The organism is Streptomyces sp. NPDC048462 (genome assembly GCF_043200175.1).
Classification (GTDB): Bacteria; Actinomycetota; Actinomycetes; order Streptomycetales; family Streptomycetaceae; genus Streptomyces.
The window spans coordinates 13883-31710 of sequence record NZ_JBICXG010000032.1 but is presented as its reverse complement, the minus strand read 5'-3'; the positions used below and the strand labels follow the sequence as shown (position 1 = coordinate 31710).

At 74.9% G+C, this 17828-nt stretch carries 10 protein-coding genes; all 10 read right to left on the bottom strand.

The features are described 5' to 3' along the window. Positions 1–6 precede the first annotated feature (6 nt). The 10 genes from fxsT (ACGFU6_RS34085) to ACGFU6_RS34040 all read right to left on the bottom strand — a co-directional run bounded on the left by fxsT (ACGFU6_RS34085) (position 7) and on the right by ACGFU6_RS34040 (position 17825). A complete protein-coding gene (gene fxsT, locus ACGFU6_RS34085; protein ID WP_393616440.1) occupies positions 7–3381 on the bottom strand; it encodes an FxSxx-COOH system tetratricopeptide repeat protein in 3375 nt (1124 codons plus the stop codon). Further along, complete coding sequence (locus ACGFU6_RS34080; protein WP_393616439.1) at positions 3378–4673, bottom strand: CHAT domain-containing protein; 1296 nt, start codon at positions 4671–4673, stop codon at positions 3378–3380. Before ACGFU6_RS34080 ends, fxsT (ACGFU6_RS34085) begins: the two co-directional genes overlap by 4 nt. Beyond that, positions 4666–6618, bottom strand: a complete 1953-nt coding sequence (locus tag ACGFU6_RS34075; protein WP_393616438.1) for a hypothetical protein — start codon at positions 6616–6618, stop codon at positions 4666–4668. The genes ACGFU6_RS34080 and ACGFU6_RS34075 overlap by 8 nt, the downstream gene beginning before the upstream one ends. Before the next feature lie 4 nt (positions 6619–6622). Further along, positions 6623–7561, bottom strand: a complete 939-nt coding sequence (locus ACGFU6_RS34070; RefSeq protein ID WP_393616437.1) for an AAA family ATPase — start codon at positions 7559–7561, stop codon at positions 6623–6625. Continuing rightward, entirely contained in the window at positions 7558–7971 is a 414-nt protein-coding gene (locus ACGFU6_RS34065; protein ID WP_393616436.1) for a CU044_2847 family protein, read from the bottom strand. Before ACGFU6_RS34065 ends, ACGFU6_RS34070 begins: the two co-directional genes overlap by 4 nt. 83 nt (positions 7972–8054) lie before the next feature. After that, on the bottom strand, positions 8055–11048 hold the full coding sequence (gene fxsT, locus ACGFU6_RS34060; protein ID WP_393616435.1) for an FxSxx-COOH system tetratricopeptide repeat protein: 2994 nt from the start codon (positions 11046–11048) through the stop codon (positions 8055–8057). 80 nt (positions 11049–11128) lie between these two features. Beyond that, positions 11129–12520, bottom strand: coding sequence for an aKG-HExxH-type peptide beta-hydroxylase (locus ACGFU6_RS34055; RefSeq protein WP_393616434.1), 1392 nt, complete (start codon positions 12518–12520; stop codon positions 11129–11131). Continuing rightward, on the bottom strand, positions 12517–13779 hold the full coding sequence (locus tag ACGFU6_RS34050) for an FxsB family cyclophane-forming radical SAM/SPASM peptide maturase (RefSeq protein ID WP_393616482.1): 1263 nt from the start codon (positions 13777–13779) through the stop codon (positions 12517–12519). Before ACGFU6_RS34050 ends, ACGFU6_RS34055 begins: the two co-directional genes overlap by 4 nt. A gap of 186 nt (positions 13780–13965) precedes the next feature. Continuing rightward, positions 13966–14181, bottom strand: coding sequence for an FxSxx-COOH cyclophane-containing RiPP peptide (fxsA, locus tag ACGFU6_RS34045; RefSeq protein ID WP_393616433.1), 216 nt, complete (start codon positions 14179–14181; stop codon positions 13966–13968). Between the two features lie 185 nt (positions 14182–14366). Next, on the bottom strand, positions 14367–17825 hold the full coding sequence (locus tag ACGFU6_RS34040) for an SAV_2336 N-terminal domain-related protein (RefSeq protein ID WP_393616432.1): 3459 nt from the start codon (positions 17823–17825) through the stop codon (positions 14367–14369). Between the last annotated feature and the right edge of the window lie 3 nt (positions 17826–17828).

Here is a 17828-nt window from a genome sequence, read left to right as displayed (position 1 = left end):
CCGGGTTCAGATGATGAGCGGTTCGAAGGGCCAGAAGTCCGGGTCGGCGTCAGTCGGGACGGTCGCGATCGCCGCATAGCAGCCCACGGACAGTGGGTGGCGACTGCCAAGTTCGGCATTCGACCGCTCGCAGGTGGCCCGTCCCAGCTCGACGGCGGCACCGGGCCGCCCCGTCCGGGCCCGCATGAGCACCGCGTTGAGCGCGCAGCCGATCGTCCACGGGTGGTTCTCGCCGACGGCCCAGGACATCCGGGTACGGGCCCGCTCGATCTCGTCGTGGCCGTGGTCCCGGTCCCCCAGGGCCCACCGCATCAGCCCCAGGTTGCCCTCGACTCCGATGGTGTACGGATGCCGGTCGCCCAGCATCCGCCGGTAGCCCTCCACCACCTGTTCGTGCAGCCGCAGCGCCCGTTGCGGATCGCCCGCCTCCCGTTCCGCGCCGGCGGCGGCCGTGCTGATCAGCAGGGTGAGGGGGTCGTGCTCGCCCAGCAGGCGCAGCGAGCTGTCCCTGATCGCGGCGAGCGCCGGAAGGGCGGAGCCGGCACCCTCCAGGGCGTACTGGCAGAGCGTCAGGTGGTACTGGGCGCGCAGCGTCTGCGGATTGTTGCCGCCCATCCGGCGCAGATGGCGTCCGGCCGTCTCCCGCAGCGCGACCTCCGCCTCCCGGTGCCGGCCCAGCAGTCGCAGGTCCATGGCGAGGTTGATCTCCGAGTACAGCGTGGCGGATGCCTGCGGCGGCAGCACGGCCCGCCGCCGCTCCAGGGTGTACTGGTCCGCCTCCAGGGCCTGTCGGTACTGGCCGAGCAGGCGCAGCGACACGGCGAGGTTGTTCTCCGCGTTGAGGGTCCGGGGGTCGTCCGGCCCCAGCAGCTCCCGGTCGCGGTCCCTGATCGAGGCGGACAGTTCCAGCGCCTCCCGGTAGCGGCCCAGGCCCCGCAGATCCGCGGCGAGCCCGCCGGCGGCCCGCAGGTGGTCCGGGTCCAGTTCGCCGCGCTCGGCCGCCAGGTACTCGGCGGTGGTGCGCTCCACGGCCTCGCTGGTGCGGTAGTCGCCGAGGGCCCGCAGCAGGTTTGCGTAGTGGTGGCGCAGGTCCCAGATCCGGGGGTGGGCCGGGCCCAGCAGCGTCTGCCAGGACTCCATCGCGGGGGCGGCGAACCGGACGCCGCTGCCGTACTCGCCCGAAAGGTACATGTAGCGAAGGCAGTTGAGGACCAGCCGCTGCACCGGCGGGTCCTCGCTCTCCAGGACCTCGGCCCATTTGAGGTGGGGGGTGAGTGCGGCGTAGGCGGGCCAGTGGCCGATGTCGGCGGGGTCGCCGGGGTCGGCGGCGGCGAGGGCGCGCCGGGCGGCTTCCCGGTAGACGGGGCGGTCGCTCGCGGCGATGCCGCCTCGGACGAACTGGTGGACCATGCGGTGAATCTGGAGCGCCTCGCCGTCCACGGCGGCGAGCGGGTCCGGGTCGGCCTCCAGACGCACGGCGGAGCGGTCCACCAGATGACGCACCGCACGCGCGCGCCCGGCGTCGTCCGCCGGCGGACCGGGCAGGGCGGCACCGTCCAGCAGGCGTACGGGGATGGAGCCCGGCGCGAAGAAGGCGCAGAGTCGCAGCAGTTCGTAGGATTCCGGGGCGCTCTCGCGGAGCTGGGCCAGCTGGACCGACCAGCCGGTGCGGAAGGCGAGCGGGTAGTCGACCGAGACCTTGACGACGTCCTGCTGCCGGGGGTGTTCCAGGAGTTCGAGGTACTCCTCGACCGGCAGGCCGGAATCGGTGAGCCAGCCGGCGGTCTGGTCGAGCAGCAGCGGCAGGTCCTCCAGTGCCCCGGCCAGCCGGTCCGCCTCCGCGCTGGTCAGCCGGGGAGCTCGGCGCCGGATGAAGGAGAGCGACTCCTCGCGCCGGTAGGCGGGTACCTCGACCGGTGCGTCCCGCCCCTGCCCCTCGCCGGTGCTGCGGGAGGTGATCAGTACGTGTCCCGTGCCGGCGGGTACCAGGTCCCGGATCTGTTCCGGTTCGTCGGCGCCGTCCAGCACGACCAGCCACCGCTCGTACGGTTCGCCGCGCCGCAGCGACTCGTGCACGGCGCGCAACCGCTCCCCGTACTCCGGGCCGGTGGGCAGGCCGAGTTCGGGGGCGAGTTCGGCGAGCTTCTGGCGGATCGGGGTCCGCCGGTCGGCCGGCACCCACCACACCACGTCGTACTCGAAGGCGAACCGGTGGACGTACTCGGCGGCCAGCTGTGTCTTGCCGACCCCCGGCATCCCGCTCAGGGTGACGGTGGCCCCGCCGGGTCCTCCCGTGTGGAAGGCCTCGCCGATGCCGGCGAGCAGTTCCTCACGGCCGGTGAAGCGGGTGTTGCGGCGCGGCACCCCGCCCCACACCTCGGGGGTGTGGGCCGGGTGGTGCGGGCCCGGTCTGGCGGCGACGTCGCCGGGCAGCGGGCCGGTGGGGAGGCCGAGGCGCACGAGCAGCCGGCGCTCGGCGTCCTGCTCGCCGACGCCGTGCAGCTCCAGCGGGTCCAGCAGGGAGACCGCGCCGCCCAGCGGGGCGGTGTGGGTGAACCAGATCGCCGCGAACCGCTCCCGCCGGGGCCCGACGACCTCGCGCAGGGCCCGGTCCCACTCCGCGCGCCCGTGGCCGGCGAGCTGGACGTACCGGGGGCTGAGCAGGAGCAGGACCCGGCCGCCGGAGCGGGCCAGCCCGCGCAGCGTGTCCGCCGGTGAATCGCCCGCCCGGGCATCCCGGCACTGCCGGCGGACCGTCACCCCGCGCCGCTCCAGCCGGTCGGCGGTCCATGCCGCCCAGGCCCGGTCGGAGTCGGCGTAGCTGAGGGTGATGTCGGTACCGGGCGCGGGGGGTTGTGGGGCGAGCGGGGCGGCGGTGTCCGGCCGGGACGCGGTCACCCTGGGGAGCGCCCCGGCGGGCGGTGCGGCGCTCAGGGGCGCCCCGGAGCCCCCGGGCCCAGGCAGCCACCGGTCGCCCGGCCTCCCGTGCGGATCGGCGGACTCCGTGATGCGGCAGGGCAGTTCGGCCCTGCGGACCGGGGCGCCCCACTGGTTGGAGATGGTCAGCCTCAGCACCGCGGGCCCGGTCGCGGTGCCGGCGGTGACGAGGAATCTGGCCGGGCCGTACGTACCGCCGAAGCGGTGCAGTACGAGTCCCGGGTCGTCGAGCACCTCGCAGACGAAGTGCGGGGCGCCGTCCAGGGAGACGCTGAAGGCCAGCTCCTCCTCCTCCTCGTACGGCCAGGCCTCGCTGTCCTCCTCGTCGCGGGCGTTCAGCGGGCCGCGCAGATCGACGCCGACGCACTGGACCACGCCGGGTCCGACCTCGGGCAGCCAGCCCACGACGGGCTCGATCAGCAGCGGCCACTCGTCACCGTTCACTCCCGGCCCCCGCCCGTGTGCGGGCCGTCGTCCGCGTACCGGCCGGTGAGGTGCAGGGTGCTGAGCGGGTGCCCGTAGTACTGGAACATCAGGCTGTACAGCAGCCGCAGGGCGTTGCGCTGCCCCCGCTCGTCGAACGTGCCGTCGTCCCGGACCATCAGCGGAACCCCGCCCTCCGCGAGAAACCTCTCGTACGCCCCGGTCCGGAAGGCCCGCAGGGCCCGTGCCACCGGCCGGTCCGGGTCGGCCGTCACCGTCTCGACGAGGCGGCGGATCAGCTCACGGGCCTCGGCGTCACCGACCTTCCCCGCGGTGACGATGCAGCCGCCCGCCCCGTTGCCGAGGAAGACCTCCGTGAAGCCCCGCAGATACTGTCTGCCGTCCCCGTCGTGGTCCAGGAACCGGCCGGAGTGGCAGGCGTTGAGGCAGACCAGCGAACCGTCCCGGCCGAGCAGGCGCATGCCGTGGTCGTGGTACTCCGCCCAGGTCACGTCGGCCAGGGTGAGTTTGCTGAGCTCCTGGTCGAAGGTTCCGTGGCAGCCCATGTAGACCAGTCCTGTGGGGTCGGCGGTGTGTTCGTCCAGGCTCCTCAGGAAGGACACGATGCCGGAATGCGGCCGGTGCTCGTAGCCGCGGAAGGCCTCCCGGTCGGAGCGCATGTCCGGGTGGAAGTAGCCGAGGACGGCACCGGCCGGGGCCGCGACGGCGGTCGGGAAGTCGTCGCCGCCCCGGACCGCGTCGAACCAGCGCGCCAGGTCGACGAGCGTCCCGAGCATTCCGCCGGAGAGTCCCGCCGCCGGCTCCGGTGGCAGGGCGAGCGCCTCCCAGGGCAGGTCGAAGCCGGTCTGGTCGAGTATCACGAGCTGCAGGCTGTCGCCGTGGACCTGCCGGCACCGGTTGATCCAGCCGGTCAGCGGGCCCTGGTTGCCCGACCAGCGGCGGATGGAACGGAGCAGTTCGGACGGCGGCTCGCCGCCGGGCCGGGCGTTGCCGAGGCTGATCGCCGCCGGGCGCCGCTGGCCGTCGCCCGAGGTGTACGGGAGCGGCGCGACGCCGGGGCACCAGGCCTCGAAGCCGTACGCCTGGGGCAGTCCGGGCGAGGAGTGCCGGCGCCGCACCCGCACCCGGGCGTACTGGGTGTCGGGTGCCTGCCGGGCGTCGACGGCCACCGCGCCGAGCCCCAGCGGTTCGGCGGTACGCGCCCTGGCCGGCACGACGGCCCGTGGGGCGGGCAGCGCCTGTCCGGCCAGCCGGCCCAGGCGCCGGATCACGTTGCGGGGGTCATCACGCACGGCCGGCCCCCTCGTCGTCCTCCCGCGCCGCGATGACGTCGGCGCCGAGCGCGTCGGCGAGTTCGGCGGGCAGTGCGGTGTACGGCCGCCGCCCGGGGTCGATGACCACACTGTGCAGCCGGGTGCCGCCCAGGGCGCCGATCCGTTCGGCTGCCCGCATCGCGTCCGTCGTCCCGGTGCGCCCGGCCGGGCCGCGCTCCCGGCGTCCGGTACGGCCCTCGGTCAGCGGCACGTTGCCCCGCCCGTCGGTCACGACCACGAGCAGCGCCTCGACGAGTCCGGCGCGATGGTGCCGAAAGGCCCGGCGCAGGGCGCTGCCGGCCTGGTCGAGACCGTGCGCGAGCGGGGTGGCGCGGCCGGCCGGCCGGGCGAGTGCGGCGGCGATCCTCGGGTCCCGGGTGGACCGGGCGGAGAACGAGCCGGCCCGCAGTTCGTTGGCCGCTCCCCGGGCGCCGACCTCCACGACGTGGACGGCGGCCCGGGTGACGTAGGCCCACTGCAGGAACGGTTCGAGCGCCGGGTGCCAGTCCCAGTCCCCCCGGCAGGTGTGGTCGAGGACGAGGGTGAGCATCCGGACGGGTTCGGGTGCCCGGACATAGCCGCGCAGGTCCTGCGGGAGGATCACCAGCGCCCCCTGGCCGCCGCGTATCGCCCGGTACTTGGCGGCCTCCATCGCGGTACGGACCGGGGCGAGGTCCCACAGGTCGCGGGCGCGCCGCACCCCGACGACGGCACCCCGCGAGGCCCGGGTGCCCGCCGTCCGGCGGGCCGGTATCCGCAGCGTCGCTCCGTCGGACCCCGGCCCCGCGCCGTCCTCCGGGTACGGGGAGAGGGGGCCGGGCGCCTCGCCCCGGACCGGGGCCGGGGCCGGGGCCGGACCGAGGGAGACCGCGGCCTCCGGCTCCCGCACGAACGGGCCGGTCCCAGGCGGTGGTTCGGGTCCGGCCGGGTGGTCCGGAAGCGTGCGGTCCGGGCCGGGCCTTGGAGCCCGTGGCGGCTCGGGGGCGGGGGCGGCGGCCGGTGGCGGTGCCGGCGGGCGGCGGCCGGTGCGCAGACGGATCAGCCGGGCGGCCCGGTCCACGTGGGCGGGGGTGACGTGGACGGGATCGGTCGCCTCAGGGGCCGGGGTGCCGTGGGCGGGAGCACCGGGCGGCTCCTCCTGCTCCGGCTGCGGCTCCGGCTCAGCGTCCAGGCGGGCCAGGGCGCGCGCGATGCGGCCCAGCGCGAGGGCTCTGCGGTGGCCGGGGCCCTCCCGGTCGTCCAGGTGCTCCAGCACCGACGAGGCGAACCCGTCCGCGAACGTGGCGGGCTGTCGCGGCGTGCGCGGGCGCAGCGCGGCGGCCCAGGCGGCGGGCAGTGGGCCGAGGAGGTCGGGGCCCGGCCGCAACCGCAGGCCGGGGACGCCGAGGCGGACGGCGAAGCGGTCCAGGAGGTGCGGCGAGATGTGTGCGGCGTCCTCGGCACGGCAGAAGGCCAGCCACCGGGCGCGGGGCGTCCACCGGCGCCGGATGCCGGAGTGTTCGAGGGTGGCGGTGTCCGCGCCGAGGAGCTGGACGGCGGCCCGCATCCCCGGAACGCTCAGCCGGGCCAGGTCGGGCACGACGACGAGCGGCGGGACGTCCCCCGTCTCGGCCAGGGGTCCGGGCCCCAGAGCGAATTCGATGCCGCCCGCGCCCCGCCGCACCAGGGGCCGCGACCACAGGTCCTCGTCGGCGGTCGCGGCGTCGAGCGTCGTGCGGGGCACGGCCCCCGACGGCCGGCCGCAGGCCGGGCCGAGCACCTCGGCGAACACCCGGGCCACGGCCGGGACCTGCTCGGGCGGCAGGTCGAAGAGCAGCACACCGGTCAGGGCCGGCTCCAGGGCGGAACAGACGAGCGCGGTCAGCAGCCGGTGCGCGGCGTCGTCACGCTCCTCCGGGTCCTGGTTCTGCGGCCGGCCGGACACGCGGTCAGCCGAACAGACCGGCGAGGGCGCCGTACTCGTCGGGCCCCCAGGCGAACTCCGCGCCGTGGGCGGATTCGGGCCTGCGGTGGCGCAGTGCGAGCGGCAGCACCCGGTGCACGTGCCGGGGCTCCACCCGCCCCGCGCCCTCCAAGGCCGCCAGCGCGCGGGCGGCCTTGGCCACCAGGAGGTCGCCGCGTTGCCCGACGGCGCCGGACCGGGCGGCCGCCTCGGCGCAGAGCCTGCTGATGTCGTCCTCCAGGCGGACCTCGGTGAGCCGGTCGCGGGCGGCCAGCAGTTGTTCGCGCAGCCGCCCGTTCTCCTCGTGCGCGGCCAGCAGCCAGGCCGAGCCGTCCGTTTCGAGTTCTTCCTCGAAGGTGAGCACGGTGGTGATCATCCGGTGCCGCTGCTCGATGTCGAGCTCGGCCGCCGTGACCATCAGTCCGAACCGGTCGAGCAGCTGGGCGCGCAGGCTGCCCTCCTCCGGGTTCATGGTGCCGACGAGCCCGAAGGAGACGTGGGTCTCGGTGTCGATGCCCTCGCGCTGGACGGACAGCACCCCCGTGGAGACCACGTCCAGGATGATGTTGACGATGTGGTCGTCCAGCAGGTTGACCTCGTCGACGTACAACAGACCTTTTACGTGCGCCTCTTCGAGCAGTCCGGCCTGTCTCCTGGCCTCGCCGCGCATCAGCGCGTCCAGCTCCCAGCCGCCGAGCACCCGGTCGTCGGTCGCGTTGATCGGCAGGGTGACGGGCAGCCGGCCGCCGGTCATCAGCGCGAAGGCGCGTACGACGGTGGACTTGGCCGTGCCGCGCTGTCCCGCGATGAGGACGCCGCCGATTCCCGGGGCGACGAAGTTCAGCTCCAGCGCGAGCTTGAGCTCGTCCTGCCCGACGACGCGGCTGTACGGCAGGATCGGGACCGCCCGCGCCGGCTCGCTCATGAGGGCGTCACCGTGGCCGTGGCGCGCTCCTCGCGTCCCGGCTGCCAGCGGAAGGTGACCTGGATCTGCGCCTCGGCGCCTGCCTTCACCACGGCGGCCATCCCCGCTTCGAAGGTGATGCCGACCTGCAGCTCGATCTCGTCGGGCCGCAGCCCCTGCCCCAGGTCACCGAGCCTGCGCATGGCCTGGGAGGCGCACCGGCGGGCGAGGTCGAGGCCGTCCCCGTACAGATCACCGGCCGTCCCCAGCGCGCGCCTGGCCGCCGCCGCGGCGTCCCGGGTCTCCTCGCTGCCGTACAGGGAGTCCACGTCAGTGGCGGCCGCCCCGGTCGCGGTGTACGCCTCGGCGTCCACCACAACGGGTATCGGGCCGTCCTCCCCCGGTGCCACCGAACCCACAACGACAGCCATACGCGCCCCCTGGATCACCAACCAGCCTATGCAGCAAGGTTACTGACGTACCCTCATGCACCGCTGGGGTTCGGACCGGCTGATCAGATGATCTGCGGCTCGAAGTCCCAGAACGGCCGGTTGCGGGAGCGCGCCGAGACGGTGTGGACGTGCTGCGCGCCCAGGGTGGTCACCAGATCGTCGAGCGCCTCCGACTCGACCTTCTCCGCCCGCTGCCGCTCGCGCAGTGCGCGCAGATCGGCCGCGTGGGCGATGCGGGCGGTCAGGGTCAGCGGGTGGGTCCTGCCGAGCACCTCGGTGGCACGGGCGATGACCGAGTCCGTCAGCGCTGCCGCGGACTCGGGGTCGCCGACGAGATTACGGAGAGCGGCGGCGTTGACCGCGCAGCCCAGTGTCCAGGGGTGGTTCTCGCCCACCGCCCGGCCCATGTCCACGAGCGCCTCCTCCAGGAGGTGGTAGGCGTGGTCCCGCTCCCCGACGCTGCGCAGGATCAGGGCGTGGTTGGCGCGGGTGCCCGCCACATAGGGGTGCTGGTCGCCCAGCATGTCCACGTAGCCCTCGACGACCTTCTCGCTTATGGCGCGAGCCTGGTCGATGTCGGCGTGCTCGCGGGCGAAGAAGCTCTGACTGGCAGCGAACATCATGGTGAGCGGGGCGGCCTCACCGAGCACCCGCTCACCCCGCTCCAGCACCCGGCTGAACAGCGCCGCCGCCTTGTTCCGCTCGCCCGAGCGGTACTGGCAGAGCGCGAGGTTGTGCTCGGCGGTCAGGGTCTGCGGGTTGTCCTGGCCCATCACGAGCCGGTGCACGCGAACGCTCTGGCCCTGGATCGACTCCGCCTCGGTGTACCGCCCGAGCAGCCGGAGGTCGGTGGCGTAGTGGATCTCGGAGTAGAGGGTCCAGCTGTGGCGCGGGCGCAGCAGCTGGCGGCGCGATTCCAGGGTTCGCCGGTTGAGTTCCAGCGACTCCTCGTACCGCCCGAGCAGGCGCAGGGACGTGCCGAGGTTGTTCTGCGCGCTGAGCGTGCGCGAGTCCTGGTCGCCCAGCAGTTCGCGGTACGAGGCCAGGATCCAGCCGGACATCTCGTGCGCCTCGTCGTACTGCCCGAGGCCGCGCAGGTCGGCCGCGAGACCGCCGGCCGCGCGCAGGTGTTCCAGGTCGTCGGCGCCGCGCTCGGCGCGCAGGTGGTCGACGGCGGCCCGTTCGATCACCTCGGTACCGGCGTAGTCACCGACCGCGCGCAGCAGGTTGGCGTAGTTGTAGCTGAGGTCCCAGACGCGGGGGTGGTTCTCGCCCAGCAGCTCGCCCCAGGCCTTCATGGCGCGGGAGCCCAGCTTGATGCCGGCCCGGTACTCGCCGGAGAGGTACATGTAACGCAGGCAGTTGAGCACCAGGGAGTGCACCGCGGGGTCGGTGCTGCGCAGCACGTCGGCCCACTTCAGGTGCGGGGCGATCTCGGCGTACGCGGGCCACAGCCGGGTGTCGGTGGGGCGGCCCGGGTCCGCGGAGGCGAGGGCGCGGCGGACCACGTCGATGAATTCCTCGCGGTCGCGCTCCGGCATGTCCTTGCGGACGATCTGGTGGACCATGCGGTGCAGGTAGACCGACTCGCCGGAGGACGTCTCGTCGATGACCGACTCGTGCGACTCCAGGCGGACCACGGAGTACTGGCGCAGCTGGCTGATCGCCTTGTTCCACAGCAGCGGGTCGTTCATCAGGCCGGACAGCTGCTCGGGCAGTTCGCCCGGTGGCATTTCCTTGAGCAGCCGTACGGGGATGGAGCCGGGGGCGAAGAAGCTGCACAGGCGCAGCAGGTCGACGGACTCGGGGACGGTGTCCCGGAGCTTGTTCAGCAGTATCGACCAGGCGGTCTGGAAGGCGAGCGGGAAGTCGGCGGAGACCTTGACGACGTCCTGGTCGATGCCGCCGCCGAGCAGCTCGATGTACTCCTCGACCGACATGTCGGAGTCGTTCAGCCAGCCGGCGGTCTGGTCGAGCAGCAGCGGGAGGTCCTCCAGCGCCTCGGCGAGCTGGTCGGCCTCGGGGCGGGTGAGGCGGGGGGCCCGGCGCAGGATGAAGGCGATCGATTCGTCGCGGGCGTAGACCGGTACCTCGACGAGGTTGCTGTTGTGCTCGCCCCACTCGGGGTTGCGGGAGGTGATCAGGACATGGCCGGGGCCGGTGGGCACCAGGTCCCAGATCTGTTCGGGCTCGTCCGCGCCGTCCAGGACCAGCAGCCAGTGCGAGTGCGGGTCGCCGCGGCGCAGCGAGTCGCGTACCGCGCGCAGCCGTTCACCGTATTCGGCGCCGGTGGACAGGCCCAGTTCCGGGGCGAGTTCGGCGAGCTTCTGGCGGTAGAGGGCGCGCCGGTCGGCGGGCACCCACCACACCACGTCGTACTCGGAGCCGAAGCGGTAGACGTACTCGGCGGCCAGCTGCGTCTTGCCCACACCCGACATGCCGTGCAGGGTGACGACCCCCGCACCGGCGCCGGCGTCCTGGAGGGCCGTGTAGGCCTTGCTGAGCAGTTCCTCGCGGCCGGTGAAGCGGGTGTTGCGGCGTGGCACGCCGCCCCACACCTCGGGGGTGTCGGCCGGGTAGCGCGGGCCGGGCCGCGCCTCGGCGTCCTCGGGCAGCGGGTCGGTGGGCAGCCCCAGCCGTACGAGCAGCCGGCGCTCGGCCTCGTCCGCGCCGACGTTCGTCAGGTCCGCGGCGCCGAAGACGGAGGTGGCGCCGGGCAGGGCCGAGGTGGTGACGGACGCGGCGGCGAAGCGGTCCGGGTCGGGGGCGACGACCTCGCGCAGGGCACGGTTCCACTCCTCGTGGCCGCGGGGTCCGACCTGGAAGTACCAGTCGCTGAGCAGGACCAGGATCCGGCCGCGGGAGAGCATCAGGTCGCGCAGGGCGTCCTCCAGCGGGACCTCGACCGGCGGGTCCCAGCGCTGCTGGACGACCGTCACCCCGCGCCGCTCCAGCCGGTCCGCGATCCACGCCGCCCAGGCCCGGTTGAAACCGGCGAAACTGAGGGTGACGGTCCGCGCCCCGGTTGCTCCAACTTGCTTACGCGTTCCGGGCATTCAACCGTCTCCCTGACCTCGTTGCGAGCTCTTTCAAGATACACCGGAGCCGCTCGCTCCGGCCGGAATCACCTGGCCGCTCAGCTCCCGGATGATCCGTTCCTCTGCTGCCATATCACCTTGGCGGTGCTCACATAGGCCTCCGCGCGAGCCAGGTGACCCGTGGGTGGCGGCGAATCCTCCAGACGGTGGTAGACGGTGATCATCTCGTTGACGAGCACCCGGCCCTCGGCGGTCAGCGCGGCCGATCCGGCCAGCACCGGCATTACGGCGCCGACCTGTTGGCGGCAGCGCGCGTGTTCCGCCCAGGCCAGATCGCGGTGGGTGACCCGCCGCGCTCCGAGCGCGAACCGCTGCCAGTAGTCGGCGAGGGCCAGGTGCGAGTAGGCGCCCTGGAGCAGTCCGTCGAAGGGCCTGGGGTCGGAGCGCCACGGTGCGAAGTGGCGTGGGGTGGCGTCCTCGTGGTGCAGCCTGACGAGTGCGCCGAGCGCGGCGAGCTTGGTGTGCTGGAGTTCGTGCACGAGGGTCGAGGCGAAGTAGGCGGGCGTGGCGGGCTTGCTGCTGAGGACCGCGCCGAACGCCTCGCGCCGGGTGCCGCTGCAGTGGGCCGCGCCCTGCCCGGTCGGCCCGGACCCCGGCGGCGGTCCGAGCGGCACGAGGCAGCGCAGCAGGACGGCCGCCTCGGTGAGCCGGTGCTCGCCGCCCACGCGCAGCAGCGGTTCGACCCCGGACCAGGACTCGGTCCAGGCCTTGCGTTCGTGGTCGTCGATGTGGGTGGCGGCGCTCAGCCCGTGGCGTTCCAGGCCGGTGCCTCGGGTGCGGTACGGGTCGAGGTCGTCCAGCGGTACGGGGCTGGTGCCCGGCAGTACGGCAGGCAGGGTGAGCACCGGCAGCCAGCGCGGATCGGCCGAGCTCATGGTGCCGTCGGGCAGCGCCCGTACCGACAGGGGTGGGGCGCCGGCCGGGCGGAGCGTCATCTCGCTTCCGTCGTAGCCGAGTCCGACCGGGCCGGGCCCCACCCGTACCGCCCCCAGGGTGGGCAGCGAGAGCAGTCCTTCGCGGGCGGTGAGCCGGGTGGTGCAGGGCAGCCCGGCCCGGACCGCTGCGGCCGCGGCGAGGGCGCCGAGGTGGGCGAGGTCGGTGTGGAGTTCCGGTCCTGCGGCGGTGGTCGCGGTGAGGCCGCCCAGCAGCCGCTGCGCCCAGGGGCCGGCCATGGGGTGGAACAGCACGGTGCGCACGGCGGCCCGGCCGGCGCGTTCGGCCGCTTCGAGCAGCGCCCAGTCCTCGCGGAGCCGGTCCAGTGCTTCGGGCGGGCACACGGTCGTGGGGGCGGCCTCCGCGGCGTCGAGCAGGGCCCGCAGGAGGACGAGGCGGCGGGTGTCCTGGTCGCGGACGAGCAGGCCGAGGGAGTCGGTGTCGCCCTCGGTGCGGCCGAGTTCGCGCAGTACGCGATCGGGGATGGCGGGGCTCATGGGGGGTCTCCTGCGGTTGCGTCGGCGAGCCGGTCCGCGACGTGGCGGACCAGCCGTTCGAGGTCCGCGCAGTAGACGGACGGGTTGATGAAACCGTTCTCTGCGCGGTAGCGGTGTGCGTAGTGGCCGCCGCCGCAGACGGTCAGCAGCGGGCAGGCCCGGCAGGCGGCGGCGAGCGCGCCGGCTCCGGCCTGGCGGGCGGCGACGCCGGGGTGGCGCAGGGCGTCGTCGAAGGTGTGGCGGAACACGTCGAGTCCGGTGGCGGCGGCCGTGTCGTAGGCGGACTTGAGGGAGTCGACCTGCTCGATCGACCCGTCGGTCTCGACCACGACGGCGTTGATGGGGTCGAGCCCCAGGGATTCGGTGGCGGCGGGCAGGCCGAGGAGCAGGGCGACGCACTCCTCGAAGAGCCGGATCCGGGTCTCGCGCCGGGCCGCCGGCCACCAGCGGTCGAAGACGGCGCACAGCCAGTCGCCGTACGGGGTGGCGCGGCCCGACCCGTGGCCCGTGGGGATGCCCGCCGGGTCCGGCAGTCCGGGCGGCGGGCTGGTCCAGTTGCCGTGCGGCAGGAGCAGGTCCAGGGCCGGCGGGCGCAGGGCGAGCAGCGATTCGTACATCTCGACGGGGTCGGTGCGCGGGTCGACGACGGTGAGGATGCCCGCGTACGCGCCGGGGTGCCGGTCGGCGAGGAGCCGGGCGCCGCGTGCGGCGGCGGGCCAGGAGGGGCGGCCCGCGTGGTCGGTGCGCTGGGTGTTGTGGGCGGCCAGTCCGCCGTCCAGGCTGATGCCGATGCTGATGCCGTGCCGGGCGAGCACAGTGACGCCCGCGTCGGTGAGCAGCGTCGCGTTGGTCTGCACGGTGGCGTGGACGGTGCAGCCCGCGGGCACCCGCTCCCGTACCCGGTCGGCGAGTGCGGCCAGCCGGTCCGGGCCGGCGAGCAGGGGTTCGCCGCCGTGCAGCACCAGGGCGACGTGGAGCAGCCGGTGGGCGGCCGCGTGTTCCGCGATCCGGTCCGCGGTGCGCTCCAGGACGGCGGGCGCGGCGGCGGCCGGCCGGTCCCGCCAGGTGCGGTCCGGGCCCTCGTACAGATAGCAGTAGCGGCAGGCGAGGTTGCAGCGGCCGTGCACCTTCACGATGAACTGCCCGAACGGTACGGGTGCGGACGGGCCCGCGCGGCCGTCGGCCGGTTCCGGGCGCGGCCCGGCTCCCGGGAACGGCTCGCCGCTCCCGTCCGCGTACCGCCGCTCCCCCTGTGGCATCGCCCGTCGGGCCACTCCGGCACCCCCGTGCTGGTCGTCTGCCGGGACGGTCACCGGCACCGGCCCGGGGTGAGTATCCCCGGCGCCGGCGCGGGCAGACCCGTCCCGGTCGATGATGTCCTGATCGGCCGCGCCCCGGGCCGAAACCGTGCGGGTCCGGGGCGGGGCGCGGCGGGGCCGCCCGGCTCAGAAGGCGTTGTTGAACCCCCAGAGCATCTCCCGGGGCTGTTCGGCCCGGCCGCGCAGGTCCGCGACCACCTCCGACAGCACCGGGTGGCGCAGGGTCCGCAGGGTCTCCAGATCGAGACCCAGCAGATCCGGCAGCGCGCCCGCGGCTGCGGACTCACCACCGCCCGTGCCCGCGGGCACATCCGCCCCTTCGTTACGTGTCGACTCGTCCATCACGCCTCCCCGTACTCAGCAGCGGGCCGCCCGCGCCGCGCTCGCCGTTGAGCGCGCACCGCCGGTCCCGCGTCCCTGACCCGCTTCGTCCCTCTGCCCGCGCCCCGGCCGGCGCCGGTCGCGCGCCGGTCGTGCCCGTACCCCGTCCGGGCGCGCGGCTGTGCCGGGTGCTCGTCGTTGAGCACTCAGCGCTCCAGCTCGGCCAGCCGCTCGGCGGTACGGTCGCCCGCCGCGCCGCCGCCGTCCGGCAGCTTGCGCCACTCCAGGCGGGCCGCCCGGTACGCCTCTCGCGCGGCCCGGGGGCGCCCCGCTCTCTCATACGTCATACCCCGCCAGTGGTTGGCTGTAGCACCCAACTCCACTGACTCCCCGAGCTGTTGCGGACTCTCCAGCTCCGCTTCGGCCGTCGCGGCGCAGGCGGCGGCGGAGCGGAAGGCCTCCGCCGCCTCGTCGCGCCGGGTCGGCCTGACCAGTACGTCGGCGGCCTCCAGGAGCGCCCTGCCCAGTGCCAGCCAGCAGCGCGCCGCGGTCAGCGGGGCCGCGGCCTCCTGCGCGGCCAGCCCGAAGAGGTACTCGGCCTCCCGCAGGTCGACCCGGTCCGCGGTCGCCCGGTGCCGCAGCATCAGGGCCCGGCCGAGCATCAGCAGCCGCTCCGACTGGTCCGCGCCGCCGGCCGGCGTCTCGGTGCGGCAGTCGCGCAGCACCCGCACCGCGGCCCCGATGTGCGGCCCGCCGTCCGGGAGTTCGGCGCGGCGCAGCAGGGTGCCGCCCCATTCGGCCAGCAGGTCGGTGTGGGCCCGGGAATCGCGGGGGATGCCGCGGGCCGCGCGGGTGAACCAGTCCGCGGCCGCCACGAGTTCGTCCGGGTCGCCGGTGTGCTCGTAGCGGGCGACCCGGACCCGTCCGGCCCTGGTCTGCAGCTGGGCGCGCTGGCGCTGCTCCCGTACGGTCTCCAGGGCCTGGGCGGTCAGGGCCGCGGCCTCGTCCGGCTCCTCGCCGGAGGCCAGCAGCGCGTCCACCAGGTCCAGCACGATGCGGACCTCGGTGCCCATGGTGTGCCGGCCGCCCTGGGCGAAGGCCGTGCGCAGCGAACGGGCGGCCTGCCGGGCGAACTCCCTGGACTGTTCGGTGTCCTCGGTGGCGCCGGCCAGTTTCAGCAGCGTCCGGCCGTGCTGGAGCGGGAGTGCGGCCGGCCGGTTCTCCTGGTCGGGCCAGGAGTCCGCGAAGGCCTCCAGCATCCCGCAGGCGCTCTGCAGCAGGGCGCTGTCGCCGTCGAGCCGCCACTGCGCCTCCAGGGCCCGCACCCGCTCCAGGGTGAGCGCCAGGGCCTCAGCCGGCGGGAGACCGGGGGCGGCGCAGGCGGCGGTGTACTCGCGGTCGGCGCGCCGCAGGAGCTCCAGGGCGCCGCGCCGGTCACCGCGCCGCCGCCGGTCGTCGGCCGCGGCGTGCAGCACCTTGGCCAGCACCGCCCGTTCGCGTACGGCGCCGGGTGCCGAGGCGGCGCGCTCGGCGGCGCGCTCGGCCTCGCGGAGCAGTTCGCCGCCGCCCCGCACCTCCCACAGGCGCAGGACGCAGCGCGCGTACTGCGCCCAGAGTTCGGGGTCCGCGGACGGGCGCGGACCGTTCTCGGCGGCGCCCCGCAGCAGCTGGACCGCGTCGATCAGGCGCTGCACCATCTTGTCGGCCTCGAACTGCCGCATCAGTTCGCGGGCCCGCTCCACGGCCGAGGCGGCGCCGGCGGCGGGGAGCTTCGGCGGGATCACGAATCTGTTGGGCACAGGCATGAATCGCTCCAGTACGCGGGCTGCGACCTCGGCAAAGGCGTGGGGCACGCGGGGGCCGTCGCCCCTCTCGGGCGCCTCGTCCGCCTCGTTCTCCTCGCTGTCCTCGCTCTCTTCCTGGTCGTCGCTCTCCTCGGCCGCCGGGCGCGTGGCGCCCCTGCCGGCGTCGCGGGCGTCGAGGGGGAAGGGGCCCGCCCCCGCGTCCCCGAGCTGGGCGAAGGCGAGGGCCGGGAAGTTGGGCCCGCCCTTGCCGAACCGCGTCTCGATGTACTGCGAACAGTGCTTGAGCACGAGCAGTGCCTCGTCCCGGCCCAGCGGGCCGAGCAGCGCTTCCTGGACGCCGGGCTCGAACGTGTACCACTGGCCGTACCGGCCGCCGGTGCCCTCGACGCGCAGGAGCAGACCGCTGAGCAGCACCTCGGCCAGTTCGGACGGGCCCGACTGGGGCAGCATGGTGCGCTGCACGAGCTGCATCACCGGGAGGTAGAGGGGCGCGGCCGCGAGGTAGACGGCCAGCTGCCCGGCGGCGGGCGAGGCGGCCGAGCGGAAGCGGCTGACCAGCTGGAGCGAGGACAGGGTGGAGCCGGAGCGCTGGACGGCCGCCGCCGGCTGGTCGGCCCGCACCCAGCCGACCGCTCCGGAGATCCGTGCCGCACCGGTGCCGGAGAGCAGCCTGGCCCAGGCCGCCAGCGCGCCCGGCACCGGCGGGAGGACCGGGACGGCCAGGGCGCCGGGGTGGACGGCGGTGCCGGTTCCGGCGTCCTCGGTGACCTTCAGCAGGGTGGCTCCCGCGAGTCCGTCCCCGCGTGAGAGCGAACCGAAGGTGACCGGCAGCCGGGTGCGGTTCCACATGCGCTGCGGCAGCGGCTGGAGCACGGCGACCGGGGCCTGCCGGGCGAGCTGGTGCAGCAGCCGGTGGGCGCGTCCGCTGCGCCAGAGCGGCCCCGCGCAGTCGCTGATCATCACGGTGACCCGGCGTCCGGTCGGATCGCTGAGCCGGTCGGCCGAGTGCAGCGGGGCATTGGCCGGGTCGGAGCTGCGGCTGACCGTGCAGCCGCCGTCCGGGCCCTGGTGCAGATATCGCACCTGAACATCCCGGAAGGCACCCAACCGGCTGAAGATCTGCTGCAGTTCGGCGAACATCCGGTCCCACACCAGCATCGAGGAGGAGGCGTCCATGACGCACTGGAGGATCGCGTCCCCCCGGCCGACGCCGCGGAACACCGGCATGACCATGCCTCCCGCACGGGCGCTGAGGTCGGCGGTCGCCGTCTCGTCCAGGGCGCGGCGCAGCGGGGCGGAGACCGGGCGGTAGCGCTGCAACGGGCGCAGTGCCCGGGTGAGTTCCAGGGGTGCGGGCAGGGCGGGGGCGGCCGGAACGCCGAGCGGGAGTTCGGCGGCGCGGCCCGGCGCGGCGAGTCTCCGGCCCGCCGGGGGGACGCCCCCGTCCTGCCCGTCCCCGAATCCCGAGGTGCCCGGGACGGGGTACAGGGCGATGCGCCCGTCCCGGGCCGGCGGGTCGGCCGGCTCGCGGTACTCGCCGGGCCGGCCGGTGTCCGCGGCGCGGCCGCCCTTCGCGCCCGGCCGGTCCCGGACGCCCGGACCGTCCTGCTCCGGGTGGCTCCGGACGTCCGCGGCCGGCGCCCCCGACTCGTCCGGCTCCTGCTCCGGGCCGCCGGGCGGACCGGTCAGCCGGGCCAGCCAGAGGGCGTCGCAGAGCTGCTCGGCATCGGGGTCGAGCCCGGCCCCGCGCAGCCGGGCCACCAGCTCCTGCAGCGGCTCCGCGCCGTACGGCTCCGAGGCATACGGCTCCGAGGCACCGGCCGCGCCTGGCCGTGCGACGGCGTCGTCCGCCCCGGGCATCAG

What these genes read in the sequence shown, in the direction of transcription:
- fxsT (WP_393616435.1), bottom strand. Translation starts at nt 11,048, where the DNA reads ATGCCCGGAACGCGTAAGCAAGTTGGAGCAACCGGGGCGCGGACCGTC.
- ACGFU6_RS34065 (WP_393616436.1), bottom strand. Translation starts at nt 7,971, where the DNA reads ATGGCTGTCGTTGTGGGTTCGGTGGCACCGGGGGAGGACGGCCCGATA.
- ACGFU6_RS34070 (WP_393616437.1), bottom strand. Translation starts at nt 7,561, where the DNA reads ATGAGCGAGCCGGCGCGGGCGGTCCCGATCCTGCCGTACAGCCGCGTC.
- ACGFU6_RS34040 (WP_393616432.1), bottom strand. Translation starts at nt 17,825, where the DNA reads ATGCCCGGGGCGGACGACGCCGTCGCACGGCCAGGCGCGGCCGGTGCC.
- fxsA (WP_393616433.1), bottom strand. Translation starts at nt 14,181, where the DNA reads ATGGACGAGTCGACACGTAACGAAGGGGCGGATGTGCCCGCGGGCACG.
- ACGFU6_RS34055 (WP_393616434.1), bottom strand. Translation starts at nt 12,520, where the DNA reads ATGAGCCCCGCCATCCCCGATCGCGTACTGCGCGAACTCGGCCGCACC.
- ACGFU6_RS34050 (WP_393616482.1), bottom strand. Translation starts at nt 13,779, where the DNA reads ATGCCACAGGGGGAGCGGCGGTACGCGGACGGGAGCGGCGAGCCGTTC.